Below are 19,527 nucleotides of genomic sequence, written 5' to 3' on the forward strand. Positions count from 1 at the left end.
CCCCAGTCACAACGTCATCTATGAAAACTTCTCAAGACCTCACAGCCTCCCTCAAGCGGGCAGCGACCGCGATTGAAGCGACCATCGCCGCCCTTCTGCCTGACGTGACGGGGGATGAGCAGATTCTGATTGATGCCATGCGTTACGCCTCACTCAATGGCGGCAAACGCCTTCGCGGCTACCTCGCCACGGAGGTCGCGTCGATTTTCCATGCTGAGTCACGCGGTGCGCTGCGCGTCGCGGCCTCTGTTGAGATGTTGCACGCTTATAGTCTGGTCCATGATGATCTCCCCTCCATGGATGATGATGACCTCCGCCGTGGCCAGCCTTCAACCCATCGCAAATTTGATGAAGCCATCGCCATTCTCGCCGGTGATGCACTGCAAACCAAAGCTTTTGAAATCCTCGCAAGTGCGGAAACCCATCCCGACCCGGCCATTCAGGTGCGTCTCGTCGCCGCTTTGGCTGAAGCTTCCGGCGCGGCGGGAATGGTGGGGGGTCAGGTCGTTGATATCCGGGGAGAAGGCCGCAATCTACCGATTGACCAGGTGCGCCGCCTTCACGCCATGAAAACAGGCGCGCTGATTCGTTATGCTGCCGTCTCCGGCGCGATTCTCGGCGGTGCGGATTCAAGGGAGCGGGCCATGATCGACGCTTACGGGCGAGACCTTGGCACGGCGTTTCAGGTGGCGGATGACGTGCTTGACTCCACGGCCACGGAAGCGGAACTCGGTAAAACCGCCGGAAAGGACGCCGCAAGCGGAAAATCGACTTATGTCGCATTACTCGGTATTGAAGGCGCAAAGGCGGAAGCAGCGCGCCTGGCGGAGAGCGCCGTCGCGTCCCTGTCAATTTTTGGAGAGCGCGCCGACGCGCTCAGAGCCCTGGCTCGTTATGTCGTCGAACGGAGAAATTGAACACGATGTCAAATCTGGATAATGGACGTTCCGTCTCGACGATACCGACGCTCGGCAAATACCCGCTGCTTGACCGCGTCACCACGCCGGATGATCTGAAAAACCTGTCAATTGATCAACTTCGGCAGCTTGCCAGTGAGTTGCGCTCAGAGACGATTGACACCGTCTCAACAACCGGGGGCCATTTGGGGGCCTCGCTGGGCGTCGTGGAACTGACCATCGCCATGCATGCGGTTTTCGATACGCCGGATGATAAAATCATCTGGGATGTCGGCCATCAGGCTTATCCGCATAAAATCCTGACGGGGCGTCGGGACCGCATCCGCAGCCTTCGCCAGCCGGGGGGGCTCTCCGGCTTTACCCGCCGCGCTGAAAGCCCTTACGATCCGTTCGGCGCCGCGCATTCCTCCACCTCGATTTCCGCGGGGCTGGGCATGGCGGTGGCGCATCACTTCCAGGCGGAAAAAGATGCGTCTTACCGGGAGCGTTCCGTTCTGGCCGTCATTGGTGACGGGTCCATTTCCGCCGGCATGGCCTATGAAGCGATGAATAACGCCGCCGTCGCCGGGCCTGGCGCAAAACGCCTCATCGTGATTCTCAATGATAATGAGATGTCGATCGCCCCGCCTGTGGGCTCCATGTCCAAATATCTTTCCCGCCTGATGACGTCGCGGCAGTTTCTGGGCCTGCGTGATCTGGCCGGGCGTTTCGCCAAGCACCTTCCTTCCCGCCTGGAACATGCCGCCAAACGCGCGGAGGAGCTGACGCGCGGGCTGATCATCGGGGGCACGTTATTTGAGGAGCTGGGTTTCTATTATGTCGGCCCGGTGGATGGACACGACCTGACTCAGCTTGTCCCGATATTGCGCAATCTGCGTGATAATAATGAAGGCCCCATCCTTCTGCATGCCATTACCGAGAAGGGGCGCGGCTACCAGCCTGCCGAATCCGCGGGCGACAAATACCACGCCGTGAATCTCTTCAATGTGGTGACGGGAGAGCAGAAAAAAGCGCCTTCCGGCCCGCCAAGCTATACCTCCGTCATGTCGCGAGAGCTTCTGCGCTGTGCGGGTGAGGATGATCGCCTCGTCGCCATCACCGCAGCCATGCCCTCCGGCACCGGACTGGATGCTTTCGCGAAATCCTACCCCGAGCGCTTCTTTGATGTCGGCATTGCGGAACAACATGCGGTGACCTTCGCAGCGGGTATGGCAACGGAGGGCCTCCGTCCCGTCTGCGCCATTTATTCAACCTTTCTGCAGCGCGCTTATGATCAGGTTGTCCATGATGTGGACCTGCAAAACCTCCCTGTGCGCTTCATGATTGACCGCGCCGGGCTGGTGGGCGCGGATGGCGCGACCCATGCAGGGTCATTTGATCTCAATTATCTGTGTTGCCTGCCCAATATGGTTGTCATGGCCCCGAGTGATGAGATTGAACTCACGCATATGACCGCCACGGCCTGCGCCTATGATTCCGGGCCGATCGCGCTGCGTTACCCACGCGGCAGCGGCATCGGGCTTGACCTTCCCGAGAAGGGCGAGGTGCTGCAAATCGGCGTCGGGCGTATCGTGCAGGAGGCCAATACGCGCCCTGATCAGAAACGCGGCGTGGCAATCCTGTCCCTCGGGACACGGCTTGAAGAATCGCGCAAAGCGGCTGACAGCCTGGCCGCGCAGGGCATCCCCGTCACTGTCGCCGATGCTCGCTTTGCCAAGCCGGTTGATACGGCGCTGATCGACAGACTGGCGAAACGTCACGATGTCTTCATTACGCTTGAAGAAGGCGCTGCGGGTGGTTTCAGCAGTCTGGTCGTGCGGCATCTTGCGGAGACAGGGCAGCTTGACCACGTGAAATTCCGCCCGATGGCCCTGCCCGACGCCTATATCGACCATAACAAGCCGGATGCCCAATATGATGAGGCGGGCCTGACCGCACGCCATATCGTCGCGACCGCGGCGACGGCCCTTGGCGTGGACATCGAAGCCCAGTCCGCTTAATGGCAAAGAAAGTTCGGGCCGACCTCCTCCTCGTCTCACGCGGACTGGTGGAAACGCGGGCCCGCGCCCAGGCCATGATTATGGCCGGACTGGTTTTTACAGGTGAGAAGCGCGTCGCCAAACCGGGGGATAATCTTGGTGAAGATGCGGCGCTTTCCGTGCGCGGGCAGGACCATCCCTGGGTGTCACGCGGCGGGCTGAAGCTCGACCATGCCATTCGGCATTTCAAGCTCGATGCCACGGATCGCGTCGCGTTGGATATCGGGGCGTCAACAGGCGGCTTCACCGATGTGCTTCTCACCCATGGCGCGCGCAAGGTTTACGCGGTCGATGTGGGGCATGGGCAGCTCGCCTGGCGCCTGCGCTCTGACCCACGCGTTGAGGTGCGGGAAAAATGCAACGCACGTAACCTGTCGGAACAGGACGTGCCCGAGCCTGTCAATATCCTCGTCTGTGACGCGAGCTTCATCGGGCTGAGGACGATCCTCCCCGCTTCATTGGCTCTTTGCGCGCCCGGAAGCTGGGCGGTCGCGCTGATCAAACCCCAATTTGAGGCGGGACGCGCGGAAATCGGCGCGAAAGGGGTGGTGCGCGACCCGCAGGTGCATCAACGCGTCTGCGATGAAATTACTGATTGGTGGCGAAATCTGCCCGGCTGGGAGGTGCGCGGCGTGGAGCTCAGCCCGATTACCGGCCCGGAAGGCAATCGGGAATTTCTTATCGCGGCACGACGTCCGGACTAAAATTTCGGGCTTCATGACGTTTTGGTTTAAAAAACAGCCCGACTTTATGATAAGTCATCTCCCATTATGACAGATAGCGTTTCGCTACCCGACCTCACTGCTGATGAACAGGCGCGCATTCAGGCCAAAGCCGCGCTTTTTCCGCCACCTTCGCCCGTCCTTGCTGATGGGCGGAAAGATCTGGTCGGGTTGTCGCGCGAGGAGCTGATCGCTGAACTTGCCCTTCTGGGTGAAAAGCCTTTTCGCGCCAAGCAGCTCTGGCACTGGATCTATCATCAGGGCGTCACGCAATTTGATGAAATGAGTTCCATTTCCCGCCCATTGCGGGAGAAACTTGCCAATACGTATGTTGTCGGACGGCCGGATATTACAACTCAGCAGACGGCCCGCGACGACACGCGCAAATTCCTGTTCCGTTTCCGCGATGGGCAGGAGGCTGAAACGGTCTATATCCCTGATCGGCGGAAGGATCGCGGCGCGGTGTGCATTTCCTCCCAGGTGGGTTGCACCCTCTCATGCAGTTTCTGCCACACAGGCACGCAGAAACTTGTGCGCAATCTCGGGGCGGCGGAAATTGTCAGCCAGTTCATGGCGGCGCGTGACAGTTACGGGGAGTGGCCCAGCCCGACGGGCGACACGCCGCGTCTGCTCTCAACCATTGTCATGATGGGCATGGGTGAACCTCTTTATAACTACGATGAAGTCGCAAAAGCGATTAACATCATCACGGATGGTGAAGGCATCGCATTATCCCGCCGCCGCATCACCCTCTCAACGTCCGGCGTCGTGCCGATGATGGATCGTTGTGGCAGCGAACTCGGTGTCAATCTGGCCATTTCCCTCCATGCCGTGCGGGATGAATTGCGCGATGTTCTGGTCCCGCTTAATCGCAAATACCCGATTGCGGAGCTGATGGAAGCATGTCGCCGCTACCCTTCTGCTTCCAATTCCCGGCGCATTACGTTTGAATATGTGATGTTGCGCGGCGTCAATGACAGTGTCGCCGACGCACGGGCGCTTGTTCGGCTGATTCGCGACATGCCCGCGAAAGTCAATCTCATCCCGTTCAACCCATGGCCCGGCTCTGACTATCAGACCTCCACGCGGGAAGCGGTGGAAAAATTCGCCGCCATTATCATGGATGCCGGTTTCGCCTCCCCCATTCGGATGCCACGCGGGCGGGAGATCCTGGCAGCCTGCGGACAATTAAAGACGGAAAGCCAGCGTGTCCGGCGCGCATCCGCTGACCGCGCTGGTGATAACGGCCCGCAGGACGCCGTTTGACGCGTTGACGTCCGGTAACAAACTGTTAGATTTTCCGACAAGATGCACTTTAGAGAAAGAACGCCCCGATGACCGCTCCCCACGTCAAGAAAGTCGTACTCGCTTATTCCGGTGGGTTGGATACATCGGTCATTCTTCGCTGGCTGCAGAAAGCTTATCATTGTGAAGTTGTCACCTTCACGGCAGATCTCGGCCAGGGTGAGGAGCTGGAGCCCGCCCGGAAAAAAGCCGAAATGTTCGGCATTAAGGAGATCTTCGTGGAAGACCTCCGCGAAACTTTCGTTAAAGACTTCGTCTTTCCGATGTTTCGCGCCAACACGCTTTATGAGGGGCAGTATCTTCTCGGGACATCCATTGCCCGCCCGCTAATCGCGCAGCGTCAGATTGAAATCGCCCAGCAGGTCGGCGCTGATGCGGTCGCGCATGGGGCGACCGGTAAAGGCAACGATCAGGTCCGGTTTGAGCTCGCTTATTATGCGCTGAAGCCCGATATCAAAGTCATTGCCCCCTGGCGGGAGTGGGACCTGACCTCCCGCACGAAGCTTCTCGCTTTCGCGGAGGAAAATCAGATTCCCGTCACGAAGGACAAGCGCGGTGAGGCGCCTTTCTCGGTCGATGCCAACTTGCTGCACTCCTCTTCAGAGGGGAAAATCCTGGAAGATCCCGCCCTGGCGCCGGATGAAATCGTCTTTCAACGCACAGTATCACCTGAAAACGCGCCTGACCGCGCGACCGAAATCACAATCGATTTCAAAAACGGGGACCCGGTCGCGCTGAATGGTGAAGCACTTTCACCCGCGACGCTGCTGACGCGTCTTAACGCGCTCGGGCGTGATAATGGCATCGGGCGGCTTGACCTGGTTGAGAACCGCTTTGTTGGCATGAAGTCCCGCGGCATTTACGAAACACCGGGCGGGACCATCCTGCTGGCCGCGCATCGCAGCATTGAGTCCATCACGCTCGATCGTGAGGCGATGCACCTTAAAGACAGTTTAATGCCGCGTTATGCGGAGATTATTTATAACGGCTTCTGGTTCTCGCCCGAGCGGCGGATGCTTCAGGCACTGATTGATGCAAGCCAGCAATCTGTCGAGGGGCGCGTGCGTTTGAAGCTCTATAAAGGTAACGTCATCTGCGTTGGACGTGAAAGCCCGACAAGCCTGTATGACACGCGCGTCGTCACTTTTGAGGATGATGCGGGTGCTTATAACCAGGTTGACGCGCAAGGCTTCATCCGTTTGAACGCTTTGCGCCTGCGCCTGGGGGGCCAAGTCGGTCGTAAAGGCGGGCGCTTGTAATTATAAATAAGCGGAGCGAGACATGACCCGGCTTTACCCTGCCCTCAAAACGTCGCTTGCCATGGCTTTTTGCCTCACCCTGCTCTCCTGCGGGTCCGGCCCGAAGGAAGAGCCGGAACTGACCCCCGAGCAGTTCATGGCAAAGATGCGTGCGCAACCCGGCGTCAAGACGCTGCCGGATGGGCTGGCCTATAAAATCCTCAAATCAGGCCCGAAAGACGGTCTTTCCCCCGTGAAAGGCCAGACCATGATGGTGATTTATGAAGGGCGCCTGCCGGACGGGGCCATTTTTGACAGCTCCGATCAACATGGCACAGGGGCCTATATGCAAATGGGGCTTGACGGGCTTGTGCCTGGCTGGATGGAAGCCCTGCCTATGATGCATGTGGGGGATGAATGGATGCTTTATCTGCCGCCGAAACTCGCTTACGGTAAGCGTTCCATGGGCATCATCCCGCCAAACAGCCCGCTCGTTTTCAAAATCCGCCTGCTCGGGGTCGGTCAACGGGAATAAAATATGCGCGTCCCTCTCGCGTTCGCGCCACTCCTGGGTTTGGTCCTCATTCTAGCCGGGTGCAAGGAGAAACCGCCCGGGCAGAAGCGATATGGCCCGAATTGCGGGATCTGCCATCATAACGGCACCGGCCAGACGGGGGAATTTCCGCCGCTGGTCGGGCGTCTGGATGTCATTGCGCGCACGCCGGAAGGACAGAAATTTCTCGCATCCGTCATGATCAACGGGCTCAATGGCCCGATTATGGCGAATGGCGCGCGATATAACTTCGCCATGCCGCCTTTCGACCGGCTGCGTGATGATGACCTTGCCCTCATCCTTAACTGGCTGATTGCCCGCGGAAAAACATCGCCGCCTCCCGTCATGTCACCGCGCATCTTCCAGGAAGCGCGTCAGGCGAAAATCGGCCCGGAGAAGACCCGTAAGCTGCGCCTTGACCTGCAGAAAAAGGGCCTCATCCCGTAACAAAACCAAGCGCAAGACCCTTGCAGCGCCATCCGGCAAAAATTGAAGAGAAGATTGACGGACAGGCCCAAAAACCGGAAAATACATCATGCAGCGCGTTTTTTCAGGCATTCAGCCGACAGGCACCCCCCAACTCGGCAATTATCTCGGTGCGATCCGTAATTGGGTCGCGTTGCAGCAGCGTTATGACTGCGTTTTCTGCCTGGTGGATCTCCACGCCATCACCGTATCCCGGACACCGGCGCAATTGCGCGGAGACACACTGACCCAGGCCGCCTGTCTGCTCGCATCCGGCATCGATCCTGAAAAACATATTCTCTATAATCAGTCCGCCGTCTCCGCCCATACGCGCCTTGCCTGGATTTTCAATTGCGTCACACGCCTTGGCTGGCTCAATCGGATGACACAATTCAAGGAGAAAGCCGGTAAGGACCGGGAAAATCACTCAGCGGGGCTGTATATTTATCCGAGCCTGATGGCGGCGGATATTCATGCCTTCAAAGCCACACTCGTCCCTGTCGGCGATGATCAACGCCAGCATCTGGAACTCGCCAATGATATTGGCGAAAAATTCAATCATGATTACGGCGTTGACTTTTTCCCGCATATTGAAGGACTGATCCCCGCAGAGGCGGCGCGCGTCATGAGCCTGCGGGACGGCACCAAGAAAATGTCCAAATCCGACATTTCTGCCCAGTCACGCATCGAGCTCACCGATTCCGCCGATGAGATCCGACTGAAAATCCGGCGCGCCAAAACGGACTCGGACGCGATACCGGCCACGATCGCTGAATTGGCGGAACGCCCTGAAGCGCTCAATCTCCTCTCCATCCACGCCGCCATCGTGGGGGAAAAACTTGAGAATGTCGTCGCGCACTTCTCCGGTCAGGGTTTCGGGCATGTCAAATCAGCCTTGTCAGACGCGTTGATTGAAAAAATCGTCCCGATCGGGGATGAGGCGCGACGCCTGATGAATGACGAAGCCTATCTCGTCACCGTCCTGCGTCAAGGCGCTGAGAAGGCGCGGTCAATTGCCGAGCCGATTGTCGATGAGGCGGAAAAAATCGTCGGCTTTATCCGTTAAGCCCAATAGTTTCGAGGAAGGGCGGCACGGGTAACATGCGACAGGCATTCCACACACTTGACATCACCACCCACCGCAAGGGCCTGGTCAATATCACGGCCTCTGTGGAAGATTGGGTCGCCGAAACCGGCATTGAAGCGGGACTGCTGACATTATGGTGCCGTCACACCTCCGCCTCCCTCACCGTGCAGGAAAATGCCGACCCAACCGTCCTGCGTGATATTGAGTCCTATTTTGATGACCTCGTCCCGGAAACACGGCACTACCAGCATGATTATGAGGGGGCCGACGATATGCCGGCCCATCTCCGCACCTTACTGACAAACACGCAGCTCAGCCTCCCTGTCAGGGACGGGCGCACTGTCCTCGGCACCTGGCAGGGGCTTTATCTGTTTGAGCACCGACGCCGCCCCCATCAGCGGCAGATCGTGCTCCATCTGATCGGTGACTGAGCGCCCCCGCACGCTTATTTCAGGGGACGTCTGACCAGTCCGGCAGAAAGAACTTTGCCGGGCAGCTACTGCGCCTTCCGGACACAGAGGCGAACGCACGCATTTGGGGGAATTCCTCTATCGTCGCGGGATTAAGCGCGAGTTGAACCTCAGTGAGGATGGCGCGCTTCATTTTGTCGCGTCGACAGCGCAGCACGATCCCGCCATTCGGAAAATGCGGCCAATCCCGACGAACTGAAGCGAAAAACGCCGCACGTGACATTTTTTTACCGACCCCGGCCCGCAGAAAGGCCGCCGACTCCGTATGCAGGAAGTCTTCGCGCACCTTCAGCGCCGCTCTGACCGTTTTATCCGGGTCAAGGTCAAGACAGGCAAGATGCTTTTCAGCCTCATGCGCCACGAGATCCCTGCCCGTATCGGCCGTGACGCGCCGGAAAGCCGCCTGCGTCTCCGCACTTATCGGGGTTGCCCGACTATGCGCCCCGATCGGAACGGCCTGACAACCCCTCTGCTCCCAGATTTTTTCCGGCAAACCGGCATTTTCCAGTGATTTGGGCTCAGACGGCCAGGCACCATGCAACCCGATGAGATTTTCATGGCTCATCATTGCCGTGCATTGATGAGAGACCAGGCAGAAACCAGGCAACCAAGTGAGGGCGATCGTGTAGTGATCAAACTTCGTGTTCGGTAGCGCCGCATGGGCCAGGGAGGCACATGTGCTCCAGAGCAGCGCCAGGACGCACATGAATCGACATGGCGAATGTGGAAAATGAGGGATTTTCATTCCATGCCTCTCATAAATAAATTCTCTCATGAAATTTCCGACCTCGTCCTGCACCTGCCGGACAGGTTAAGGCTCTTTTTACGTTGGCGAAATCAGGGCGATCAAAAGCTTTATGTAAATTCCTGATCCGTTGCGCGGTGACCTTCCCGCACGTCCTGACGGTGCCAACTCTCCATGAACCACGTTAGAGAGATATGAATTTTCGTAAAGCGTTGTTAGAAGGGTTTGTCGCACGTCATGCCATTTCAGACAAAGGGTGCAGGACATGATTGTCAATAGAGGTCGAGGCTTATGGATTATCGTGCGAGAGACCTCGACGCCGCTTATCATTTTTGCGGCCTGGGACTTTATCGTCGTCATCCTTTACCAGATTTACCATCAGGAATGGATGGAGCAACCTGCCCTCCCCGTTTCTCTGATGGGTTCCGCTTTGGCCCTGTTTCTTGGGATGCGCAATAACGCGGCCTATGCAAGATGGTGGGAGGGGCGCAGCCTTTGGGGCTCCGTGACAAATAATTGCCGCTCCTTCGCCCGTCAGGCCGCCTCCCTCCTTGAAGGTCGACCGGACCTGGCGCGGGCCATGGCGGCTTATCCTTATCTGTTGCGCAGTGCCCTCTCCGGCCTGCATGAAGGACCGGACCCCCAACGCCTCCTGACGCCGCACATGTTTGAACGCGTCATGGCCCGCCGTAACAAGCCGAACGCGCTTCTCTATGAGATCGGGCTTGAAGTCGCGCAGGAGGTTGCTGAAAAGAAAATCGATGGCGCGGTGCACGGCACGGTCGACCGCATATTGAGCGATCTGGCCAATTCCCAAGGCGGGTTGGAACGTATCAAAAACACCCCGCTTCCCATCCAATATTCGACGATCCCGCTTTTTGTCACTCATGTTTTCTGCATCGTGTTGCCGCTTTCAGCGGTGCAGACCCTGGGATGGATCACCCCCCTTGGCTCCAGCCTTGTCGGGTTCCTGTTTCAGGCGCTGGATAAAAGCGGGCGTGACCTGCAGGAGCCTTTCCGCCCCAGCGTGCACGCTCTGCCGATGCTGACCATGTCGCGCACGATTGAAATTGACCTTTTACAGGCAATCGGGGAGAAAGTCGGGCCGCCCATTGAGCCTGTCAATGACGTGCAGCCCTGAGCCGCGTCACTTTTGCAAAGGATTGCAGACAAATCCCATTATTTATGTTACACGCCTCAGATGAGCAAATCCAGAACCACTCTGAGCGAAGCGATTGAAGACACGACGCCCCGCAGCGCCGCAACATCATCTCCCCATCCGGCTGAGCCCGCCACCATGAAGGAGGCGCCGTTCCAGGAGGGCGATTCGATTGTTTATGCCGCGCATGGCGTGGGCCGCGTTGATCGCATCGGTGTTGATGAAATTGCCGGGACGAAGCTGGAGTTCATCCAGATTTCCTTCCCCGGCAATCAGATGACGTTGCGCATCCCGCTTGCCAAAGCCCAGAAATCCGGCCTTCGTAAAATTGTCACGCAGGACATTGTTGATAAAGCGATGTCGGTCATTAAAGGCAAACCCCATGTCAGCCGCGGCATGTGGGCCCGTCGCGCTGTCGCCTATCAGGAAAAGATCAATTCCGGGGATCTCGTGCAGATTGCCGAGGTGCTGCGCGATTTACGCCGGAATGTCGATAGTCTTGATGGCAGCTTCAGCGAGCGCAAACTTTTTGAAGCCGCGCAGGAGCGTTTTGTCAGTGAAGTCGCGATTCTCGAAAATCGCGATTCCGCGGTTGTCCTGCAGGAACTGACGGAAAAAATGAAAGCGCTTTCCTGAGAGCCTGCTTCAGGAATGTCGACCCACCCGCTGTTATCTCACTTGTCCTTCCGGCAGCGGCTTTATGTGTTCGCTTCTGACATGCCAGGGGAGAGGCCGTGATGACACAGAAAACGCAGCCGCCTTTTAAAGGAAGAACCGTTCTCGTCACAGGTGCATCGAAAGGTATAGGTCGCCAGATCGCGCTCGACTTCGCAGCGCAGGGCGCACAGCTTGCCATCACCGCCCGCCATGAAGACGAGCTTGACCACGTGTTGCGCGACATGAAAAACGCCGCACCCGGCAGGCACATCAAGCTGGAAGCTGACCTTGCGGATGAAAAAAGCGTTCGCAAAATTTTTGAGGGCACAGTCTCTCATTTTGGTGGTCTGGACATCCTGATCTGTAATGCAGGGATGCAGATCGCCGCGCCTTCCGAAGAAATGAAACTTGATGATTTCGAGGCGGTGCTGAAGCTCAATCTCACAGCCGTTGTCATTAATGCCCAGCAGGCCATTCGTTATTGGCGGGACCATAAAAAGACGGGCACGATCGTCGTCACAAGCTCGGTCCATCAGAAAATCCCCAAGCCCGGCTATCTCGGTTATTCCGCCAGTAAGGGCGCCCTCGGGAATGTCGTGCGCACCCTGGCGTTGGAATTTGCGCAGCATGGTATCCGCGTCAATGGGATTGCCCCGGGCGCGATCATCACGCCGATGAATGAGGATTGGGTCAAAGATCCCGAGAAGCGGAAAGCTGTCTCGAAACACATCCCGATGCGCCGACCGGGTGAGGCGTCAGAGATTTCTTCCGGCGTGCTTTTCCTTGCTTCAGACGCGGCGAGTTACATTACCGGCCAGACGCTTTACGTCGATGGCGGTTTGACGCTCTATCGTGATTTTGAAGATAACTGGTCATCCTGACACCCCCATAATCGGAGCTGGTTGTGCCACAACACGACAAAATCCTGATTATCGAAGATGATTTCCTCATCGGCGCCTGCCTTGAGGAATTTCTGATTTCAAGCGGCTACGAAGCGCTTATCGCCACAAATTGTGCGGAGGCGCAGACCATTTTTAGCCAGGAGGGTGATATTGCGGCGGCCATTATCGACCTCACTCTGCCCGATGGCGATGGCTTCGCACTAGGCCGCGTTTTATCGCAGGAAAAACCGGGCCTCGCCATTATTTACACGACCGGGAATATGATGGATGCCAGCACCCTCTCCCCTCGTGAGAGATTTGCGGCCAAACCCTATGTTTATGAGGATCTTGTCGCGCAACTTGAGAGCCTGCTCAAATAACATCTTTGAGCGCACGGTGGGATGTTGGCCGCTCACATGAATGAGGCGTTTAACGGCCCTCTTGTCCAGATGCGCCAAGCGATGTTACCTCCTCGACATGGTTCAGCTCCCCGACGCCATTTTATCCCGCATCAAGTCCCTCATGACGTCGCATAAGCGCGTCATCCTCGGCATTGCCGGGCCACCCGGTTGCGGTAAATCGTCCCTTTCAGCCCGGATCAGAGATCATTTCGGGCCGGAAGCCGCGATCCTGCCGATGGATGGTTTCCACCTCGCCAATAATGTGCTTGATGCGCTGGACCGTCGCCAACGTAAGGGCGCGGAAGACACATTTGACAGTGCTGGCTTCGCCGCCCTCGTGCAACGCGTCGCACAGCCGGGTGAAGACCAAACCATTTATGCGCCGGATTTTGATCGTGAAGTGGATGCCGCGATTGCGGGCGCCATTGCCATCGCGCCATCATGCCGCCTCGTGATCGTTGAAGGGAATTACCTGCTCTGTGACGGCCATTGGCAGGTCGCGCGCCGGAACATGCATCAAGTCTGGTATGTCGATGTCGATGATGCCGCGCGTAATATGTGGCTGGCGGCGCGCCATGTCAGTTTCGGGCGCACACAGTCTGAGGCTGAAGCCTGGATCGCCCAAACGGACGCGCCCAATGCGCGCTTCATCGAGTCTTTCAAGAGCCGCGCGGAATGGGTCATCCCCCGCAGCATCATGGAAGCGCTTTATCAGTAATCCAGCCCGTAACTCAGCCCGACGCTGGAGCCAGGGTCATTCTCCGGCGTGGTAAAGCCGGTGATCTGCCCCCCTGTCCCGACCGTTGTGTTCAGTTTGAGGCGCTTCGTCAGATCAACCTGAACCTGCGCCTGCGTGCCAGAGCCCTGCGTCGCTTGCTTTGCCCCGACATAAACGCCCTTTGTGATATATTTCCCGGCTTCAACGCTCGCCCCGCCATCCGCCACGCCAGAACCTCCGCCGACAGCGAGGCGGTCCAGCCCCAGAAGGCCACGTATTTTGGTCAATGGGTCAAACCCACCGCTGCCCCCGGCAATCTGGGCCAATGCTGTGGCAAGAGACGCCATTTGCGACGTCGTCAGTTGTGGCGTCATACTGCCGAACAACAACATCGCCAGCACCTGATCCCGCGGGAAAGAAGGTGAGGAGGTGAAGTCGATTTTCGGGGCGCTGGCATAGCCGGAAACAACGAGGCTGGCCGTCGTGCCCTGCACATTACGGTCCGCGCGGAAGTCGAGGGACGGATCAAGCTGGTGCTCCACGCCTGAGCCATTAAACCCGACGACACCATGTGAGAAATTGAGGTTCACACCTGCAAGATTGAAGTAACCTCGCCGCATGTCGAAACTTCCCTCAATATTCGGAGAGGCGGCGGTGCCGTTAATGTGCAGCGTGCCCATCATTTCCGCATCCAGCCCATGGCCCCTGACATAGAAACTACCCGGTGAAGCCACTTCGAGATCCAGATTGATTTTCATCCCGCCATTGCCTTGCGCCGCATCGCGCGAAACTTTTTGATTAGGCCATATGACGTTGAGCTTGGGTATGGAGGCCGGGACGGAATCCGGGATGTTGACGGTCACCGTATCGAGCTTCACCTTCCCGGACAGATCCATCGCCTCACTGAGCTTACCCTTGGCGCGCAGTGAGGCATCAATCACAGCGGTAATCAGCTCACTTGAAATCGGCCGGGCCTTGCGCGCATTGACCGAGATGTCCAGAGGCATTCCTGGCTCAAGGACGCCAACCGACCCGGAAATGCCGATCTCTCCCTCACCGGCGCGTCCGACAATATCCTGCAGAACAAGCTGATTATTGACGCTGACGATACGGCCATTGATCCCATGCACGGACAGGCCCTGCGCATAACCCGAGAAAGCCACGTCCTTCAATGTCACAGCGCCGCTGATCTGCGGCTTTTGAACGGTGCCTTTGGCCTGAAGATCGGTCATGACCCGCCCCTGAACGGCCATCCCGCCCGCCCCTGTGATGGCGTCAGCAATACGCAGGTCAATCTGGCCCCGCGTCGCCAGGTTCAAATTGCCTGTCGCCGAAAGGGGAGCCGTTCCCTCCACACGCATATCGAGGTCATTCCCGGCACGAGCAGACGCCTGAAGCTGAAGATTGTCGCCCTTAATGTCCCCGATGGCCTTGATCGTTGCGGAAGGCAGGGCCGCCGCATCGCCGGACAAAGCATGGAGATGATCCGCCAGAAGGCTGACGCGGCCTTGCGGCGCAGCCGTCGAACCTTCCAATTGCGCTGTTGCTGACAGGACGCCATCAATATCAAGTGACGACGCAAAAGGTGATGCAAAAGCGGGCCGGAGGTTTTTCAGCGCCATCTGAACAGAAAGTTTTGGTGAGATAAATGCGTGTCCCGTCAGGGATGCCGGCGCCATACCGGGTTTTGCGAGGCTGAGAGAAATATTATCCGCCCCGGTGCGCGCGCCCCATGTCACAAGCAGCGGTTTGGTCAGACGAAGCGCGTCATCTTTCAAATGCGCGTTTAATTTTGTGATATGTGCCAATTGCTTCGTCAAATCGGCAGTGACGTCGGATGACAAATCAAGGTCAGCGCCGAAAAACGGATCAAAGTGAGAGCGCAGATTGAGGTGGAGATCGTCGGGTGGACCGCTTAACTGCGCCGATGCCGCACCGGTGATGGTCCCGGTTTTGATCTGATCAAGCTTTAATCGCGCCGACACTTTTGGATTTGTTTCAGGATCAGTGACATAGGCCGTCAAGTTCAACCCGCCGAGTTGGAAGCTGGGACTCGAAATGCGTCCATTCAGGACAGCATCCACATGTTGTTGATGCCCGGCCGCGCCATCCTGCGTCGCCACTTTGAGGGCAGCACGTCCCGCCAAAGCCTGACCCGCAAGCGCGCTGAAATGGTTGAGGTCCGCGATTTCAATCTGCGCATTCCCGACCGGGAAGATTTTATGGGCGCCGAGGCGCATATCCGCATGCCCCTTCACGCCGCGCCATGTGAGACGCTCCAGCGTGAAATGATGGCCACCATTTTCATCACTTGCGAGATGGGAGACCAGATCCAGCGGTGCTGAATCCAGCGTACCGGACGCTTTCACAAAACCCTCAGGCCGGGATGGAAGATGCTTGAAAGCTGTCGACAGGGTGATATGTCCATCCGCGGCTTTATGGAGGCCGATAGCGCTTTTCAGTTCAGATGAGAGTGAAAAATCATCTATTTTCCCGTCAAGGGTCGCGTCAAGATCGGCATAGCCTCTCAGATCAGGCGCGGCATTTTTCAACTGAGGCAGCTTCACTTTCAGCCCGAGTTGCAGTTTCTGCCCCGGCTGCAAACCGGCGGAACCGGATGCCTGCACATTGAGATGCGGGTTCATGATCGCGAGATCGTCCAGATGATAAACGGGTTTTCCGCTTTCACTTTTCTGCTTCAGAGACAGATGAAGTTTTGTCAGCCCCTGCACCATGCCCTCCCAGGTGCGCGGCGCCTCGGAAATGGAAATTTGCGTATCATCCATGAGACTTGCCGTGTCAGATGACGTGCCCGACCACGCAAATTGCGCCTTACCATCAAGATGCCCCGCCATTTTTAACGCGGCCAAAGCTGCAAAAGGGGAGAGATCTGGCAGGGCGTAAGTGATGTGCCCTTTCAAAGAAGGTTGCGTTTCTGCATCGCCATTGATCTGAAAGATGCGATGCGCGATTTTAAGATGCACCGGCCTGCCGCGCGCCGTCGGCTGAAAAGTCGCGTTCATGATGATCGGGTCCGCCTCAAATGGATGCGTCGGCAACGCATTGACTCGGAGTTGATCGATCTGGGTGCGAAGTGACAGTATTTCCGCTTTGCTGGTAGCGGCGTGCCCGTCAAATCGCACGTTGACCCGCCCCATTTGCGCCGCTGCGCTTGTCAGGCGGTTGATGGTCACTTCTCCCTGCCCGAGCGGCGCAAGAAACGGCCCGTGTAAATGGATTGACCCCGTCAAAGACTGCCAGCCTGCCGCAGATGCAAACTGCATGGCGCCGATATGCGCGTCCAGATCGAGCTTCGCTTTCCGGGCAGGGAGATTCAACAGAGCCTGACCCGCAATGCGCCCATCTCCAAATTTCGCATCCAATGTTGCGGCGAGATTTTTATGTGGCCCCGCTGCATCCAGATTCAGGCTGAAAGGCACAGCCCGCGGTTGGGTGATAAGCCGCGCCAGAAACGCATTGGCGGGGTCCGCCGCATCAAGATGAAGGTTCAAGCGCCGGGATGCGTTCTTCACACAAAGCCTCAAATGGCCTGGCTGATCAAGGCGCGTGACATTCAACCCGAGTTGCAGTTTTGGCAAATGTCCAGGGTCCACGCCATCAAGCAATTGCGCGAGATTCGTGATGCGCGCCTGGCCCTGCACGGAAAAACGTGCCGCCATACCGGCGAGAGGTGCCCCGATCTCAAGCGTCAGCACGTCAAGCCGACGCAGCCGGATGGCAAGGTGCAGATATCCCGGCGATGATGCAGAAGCGTCCGATGTCGTCACGGCGGCTTCATCCGAGACGGGCATCCGGGAAAGTGAGACGGATTGCGCCTGGACATCATCGATTTTGACCCGCATATGCAGCAGGGCCAGCGGATGCCAGCGTAACGTGACGCGATCCGCCGTGAACCAGACGCCCTGCTTATCCCTCAGATTAAGATGCGCGAGAGAGATTTTAGTCGGGAAGCGGCCTGAAAACCCTGAAATATCGACCATGCCGCCCGTTAGAGACGGCACCTGCCTCTCAACGAATTGACGGCCAAAGGATGTGTTGATGACGCAGATTACCCCCACCAAACCCAGAACCACGCATAAGAGCGATGCCATCATGGCGAAACACAGAAATCGCCCGATTTTACGGGCTTTCGAAAGGGGAGCCTTGTCGGAACCTGACGGCCCGCGGCGCTTGCTGACGTTAGAACCAGACATCAGAAAGTCTCCCCCAGACCGACATAGAACTCCCATTTATCGCCGTTACGAGGGCGGTTCATCGGCAGGGCAAAATCCAGTCTTACAGGGCCGATGGGGGTGTAATAGCGCACGCCAGCGCCATAACCAACGCGCACCGTCCCTTGAAAAGGGCGGCTCCCTTCACCGACCTGCCCTGCATCGACAAAGGCCGCAACGCCGAATTTCTGCATCACGCGCTGTCTGAATTCCACCGTCCCTGCATCAAGCGATGTGCCGCCTACCGCATATTTCCCCTGTTGCGGGCCGATGCCCTGATAGCGGAAGCCACGCACAGTTGCCGGTCCGCCTGCATAGAGGCGCTGATCCGGCGGGATCTGAAAAACCGAGGCCCCCTGAACGCTGCCGACAATGCCACGTATCGCAATGATGGAGCGCCCCGGCTTCGTCAGTCCCAGTCGATGGAGGTCGAAATAATGTGAGATGCTCGCACTCATGATGGTGAAAAAGGAATTGCCGTGCTCAAACGATTCCGACGGCGTGACGGTGATATTGGCGCGGATGCCGTGGGTTGCGGGTTCAATCGGGTTGCTCACCTCCGTGCTGTCATAGGTCGCACTGAGCGGAATGGACGCGATGAAATAATCATTCACCGCGCCAAACTGGCGGATTTTTTCCTGCTCGACGGAAAGGCTGGCGCCAATATTCCAATAGCGACTCAAATTGCGTGAGATGCCGCCCCGGATGATCAAAGCTGTTTGATGATAGGAATAAAGGAGTTGCTTTACACCTTCGACACGCAGGCTGAGATTTTGCTGCCGTCGCAGAAAGTCCGGCTTGAGCAGATCCGTGTAAAAATCATAGCCCAGCCCCTGCTGGGCGGAGCCACCGAGCCCGGTCATCAGAGCTGTCACCTTCAGCCGCTCTGCCCCGCCAAAGAGGTTGCGATGCGTCCAATCCACACCGGCGCGCCCACCCAGGTCGGTTGAGTAACCTGCCTGACCCGCAATATTCCGCGCCTTCGATTCCTGGAGCTTGATGACAACCGGCATTGCTTGCTGAAGCCCATGTTGCGGTCGCGCGAGGGTCACTAAAGGCGGTTCATTCTTCGCCCCGACATAGGAGAAAATCCCCGTATCAACGATATCCTGACGCGCGGCCTCGATTTTTGAGGGTCGATATAATTCTCCCTCATGGAGTTGCAGCCGGTTTTTGAGAAAGGAAAGCCGCGTGCGCTTCATGCCGGCGAAAGTGATGGGACCAATTGCCACAATCGGCCCCTCATAGACCGTCAGTTTGAGGTTGAGCGTTTTGGCAGACTTATCCACCATGGCAATGGGCGCATCCACCCGCGCTTGCGCATGTCCTGTCTCAAGCAGACCATGCAGCAGGCGCCCCTGCGCCGCCAGAACATCCTCGGCAATCGCGGGCTGACCGGGCTTCAGCCCGAAACGCGCCTGCGCGTCTTGCGGCAGCGTCATGGGCTGACCCCAGGCGACACCCTCCGCCGCCGGACCCTCTGCCTTCCCGGCCTCACCCTTTTCAGGTGGGAGGGGAAGGTAAAACCCGATCGTCCCGATTTTGAAAACATCGCCTTTAACGACTGAAATCCTGATGTGACGCTGACTTTCCTGACCCGCTGCACGGAGATAATCGAACAAATGAGGGTCTTTCGCGTCGATCGGTGCCTTGTCCGCCAATGACACAGTGATAATGACCTGACCATCGTAATAGCCGCGACTTTGCAGCGCCTCACTGATATTGCGATAATCCGACCTCAAGCGGGCGATGAACGCGAAATCACCCGGATATTTCGCCTTCTGCAACGAGATGAGGAGGGATGACGCCGTTACAAGCGGGTCAAGAGCGTCATCACCTGAAGGTTTGACATCAACTTCATAGCCCGAAACGTCCCGCCCCTCAGCAAGGCCGATCATTAAGCTCGATATCAACAGAACTCTCAGAAAATGTCGCAAA

At 57.5% G+C, this 19,527-nt stretch carries 17 protein-coding genes; 14 read left to right on the top strand and 3 right to left on the bottom strand.

Annotated features, from left to right (window positions below):
• The first annotated feature begins 20 nt into the window (after positions 1-20).
• From N5W20_RS03975 to N5W20_RS04015, 9 genes are all read left to right on the top strand, one after another.
• Positions 21-917: a polyprenyl synthetase family protein gene (locus N5W20_RS03975; protein WP_319807620.1), complete on the top strand. Its 897-nt coding sequence runs from the start codon at positions 21-23 to the stop codon at positions 915-917.
• 5 nt (positions 918-922) lie between these two features.
• Positions 923-2,917, top strand: coding sequence for a 1-deoxy-D-xylulose-5-phosphate synthase (gene dxs / locus N5W20_RS03980; protein ID WP_319807621.1), 1,995 nt, complete (start codon positions 923-925; stop codon positions 2,915-2,917).
• On the top strand, positions 2,917-3,660 hold the full coding sequence (locus N5W20_RS03985; protein ID WP_319807622.1) for a TlyA family RNA methyltransferase: 744 nt from the start codon (positions 2,917-2,919) through the stop codon (positions 3,658-3,660). Before dxs ends, N5W20_RS03985 begins: the two co-directional genes overlap by 1 nt.
• A gap of 66 nt (positions 3,661-3,726) precedes the next feature.
• Entirely contained in the window at positions 3,727-4,944 is a 1,218-nt protein-coding gene (rlmN, locus tag N5W20_RS03990; RefSeq protein WP_319807623.1) for a 23S rRNA (adenine(2503)-C(2))-methyltransferase RlmN, read from the top strand.
• A 68-nt stretch (positions 4,945-5,012) separates the two neighbouring features.
• Positions 5,013-6,242, top strand: coding sequence for an argininosuccinate synthase (locus tag N5W20_RS03995; RefSeq protein WP_319807624.1), 1,230 nt, complete (start codon positions 5,013-5,015; stop codon positions 6,240-6,242).
• 22 nt (positions 6,243-6,264) lie between these two features.
• The gene (locus N5W20_RS04000; protein WP_319807625.1) at positions 6,265-6,756 is read left to right on the top strand and encodes an FKBP-type peptidyl-prolyl cis-trans isomerase; all 492 of its coding nucleotides are present in this window, start codon (positions 6,265-6,267) and stop codon (positions 6,754-6,756) included.
• Positions 6,757-6,759: 3 nt separating this feature from the next.
• A complete protein-coding gene (locus N5W20_RS04005) occupies positions 6,760-7,221 on the top strand; it encodes a c-type cytochrome (RefSeq protein WP_319807626.1) in 462 nt (153 codons plus the stop codon).
• 88 nt (positions 7,222-7,309) lie between these two features.
• Positions 7,310-8,305, top strand: a complete 996-nt coding sequence (gene trpS / locus N5W20_RS04010) for a tryptophan--tRNA ligase (RefSeq protein WP_319807627.1) — start codon at positions 7,310-7,312, stop codon at positions 8,303-8,305.
• Positions 8,306-8,340: 35 nt separating this feature from the next.
• Positions 8,341-8,757, top strand: a complete 417-nt coding sequence (locus N5W20_RS04015; RefSeq protein ID WP_319807628.1) for a secondary thiamine-phosphate synthase enzyme YjbQ — start codon at positions 8,341-8,343, stop codon at positions 8,755-8,757.
• Positions 8,758-8,776: 19 nt separating this feature from the next.
• Here the strand turns inward: N5W20_RS04015 and N5W20_RS04020 are convergent, their stop codons facing one another.
• Entirely contained in the window at positions 8,777-9,541 is a 765-nt protein-coding gene (locus N5W20_RS04020; protein ID WP_319807629.1) for a ribonuclease T2 family protein, read from the bottom strand.
• 265 nt (positions 9,542-9,806) lie between these two features.
• Here N5W20_RS04020 and N5W20_RS04025 point away from each other — a divergent pair, with 265 nt between their 5' ends.
• The 5 genes from N5W20_RS04025 to N5W20_RS04045 all read left to right on the top strand — a co-directional run bounded on the left by N5W20_RS04025 (position 9,807) and on the right by N5W20_RS04045 (position 13,357).
• Positions 9,807-10,682 (top strand): bestrophin family protein, encoded by an 876-nt coding sequence (locus N5W20_RS04025; protein WP_319807630.1) that lies wholly within the window; start codon positions 9,807-9,809, stop codon positions 10,680-10,682.
• Positions 10,683-10,838: 156 nt separating this feature from the next.
• Positions 10,839-11,336 (top strand): CarD family transcriptional regulator, encoded by a 498-nt coding sequence (locus N5W20_RS04030; RefSeq protein ID WP_319807825.1) that lies wholly within the window; start codon positions 10,839-10,841, stop codon positions 11,334-11,336.
• Between the two features lie 101 nt (positions 11,337-11,437).
• Entirely contained in the window at positions 11,438-12,238 is an 801-nt protein-coding gene (locus N5W20_RS04035; RefSeq protein ID WP_319807631.1) for a glucose 1-dehydrogenase, read from the top strand.
• Positions 12,239-12,261: 23 nt separating this feature from the next.
• Positions 12,262-12,618, top strand: coding sequence for a response regulator (locus N5W20_RS04040; RefSeq protein ID WP_319807632.1), 357 nt, complete (start codon positions 12,262-12,264; stop codon positions 12,616-12,618).
• A 97-nt stretch (positions 12,619-12,715) separates the two neighbouring features.
• On the top strand, positions 12,716-13,357 hold the full coding sequence (locus tag N5W20_RS04045; RefSeq protein WP_319807633.1) for a nucleoside/nucleotide kinase family protein: 642 nt from the start codon (positions 12,716-12,718) through the stop codon (positions 13,355-13,357).
• Here N5W20_RS04045 and N5W20_RS04050 read toward each other — a convergent pair.
• Both N5W20_RS04050 and N5W20_RS04055 read right to left on the bottom strand, forming a co-directional pair.
• Positions 13,351-17,571, bottom strand: a complete 4,221-nt coding sequence (locus N5W20_RS04050) for a translocation/assembly module TamB domain-containing protein (RefSeq protein ID WP_319807634.1) — start codon at positions 17,569-17,571, stop codon at positions 13,351-13,353. The genes N5W20_RS04045 and N5W20_RS04050 overlap by 7 nt on opposite strands.
• A complete protein-coding gene (locus tag N5W20_RS04055) occupies positions 17,571-19,502 on the bottom strand; it encodes an autotransporter assembly complex protein TamA (protein WP_319807635.1) in 1,932 nt (643 codons plus the stop codon). The genes N5W20_RS04050 and N5W20_RS04055 overlap by 1 nt, the downstream gene beginning before the upstream one ends.
• Positions 19,503-19,527: the final 25 nt, after the last annotated feature.

It is taken from the genome of Candidatus Kirkpatrickella diaphorinae (genome assembly GCF_025736875.1).
Taxonomy (GTDB): Bacteria; Pseudomonadota; Alphaproteobacteria; order Acetobacterales; family Acetobacteraceae; genus Sorlinia; species Sorlinia diaphorinae.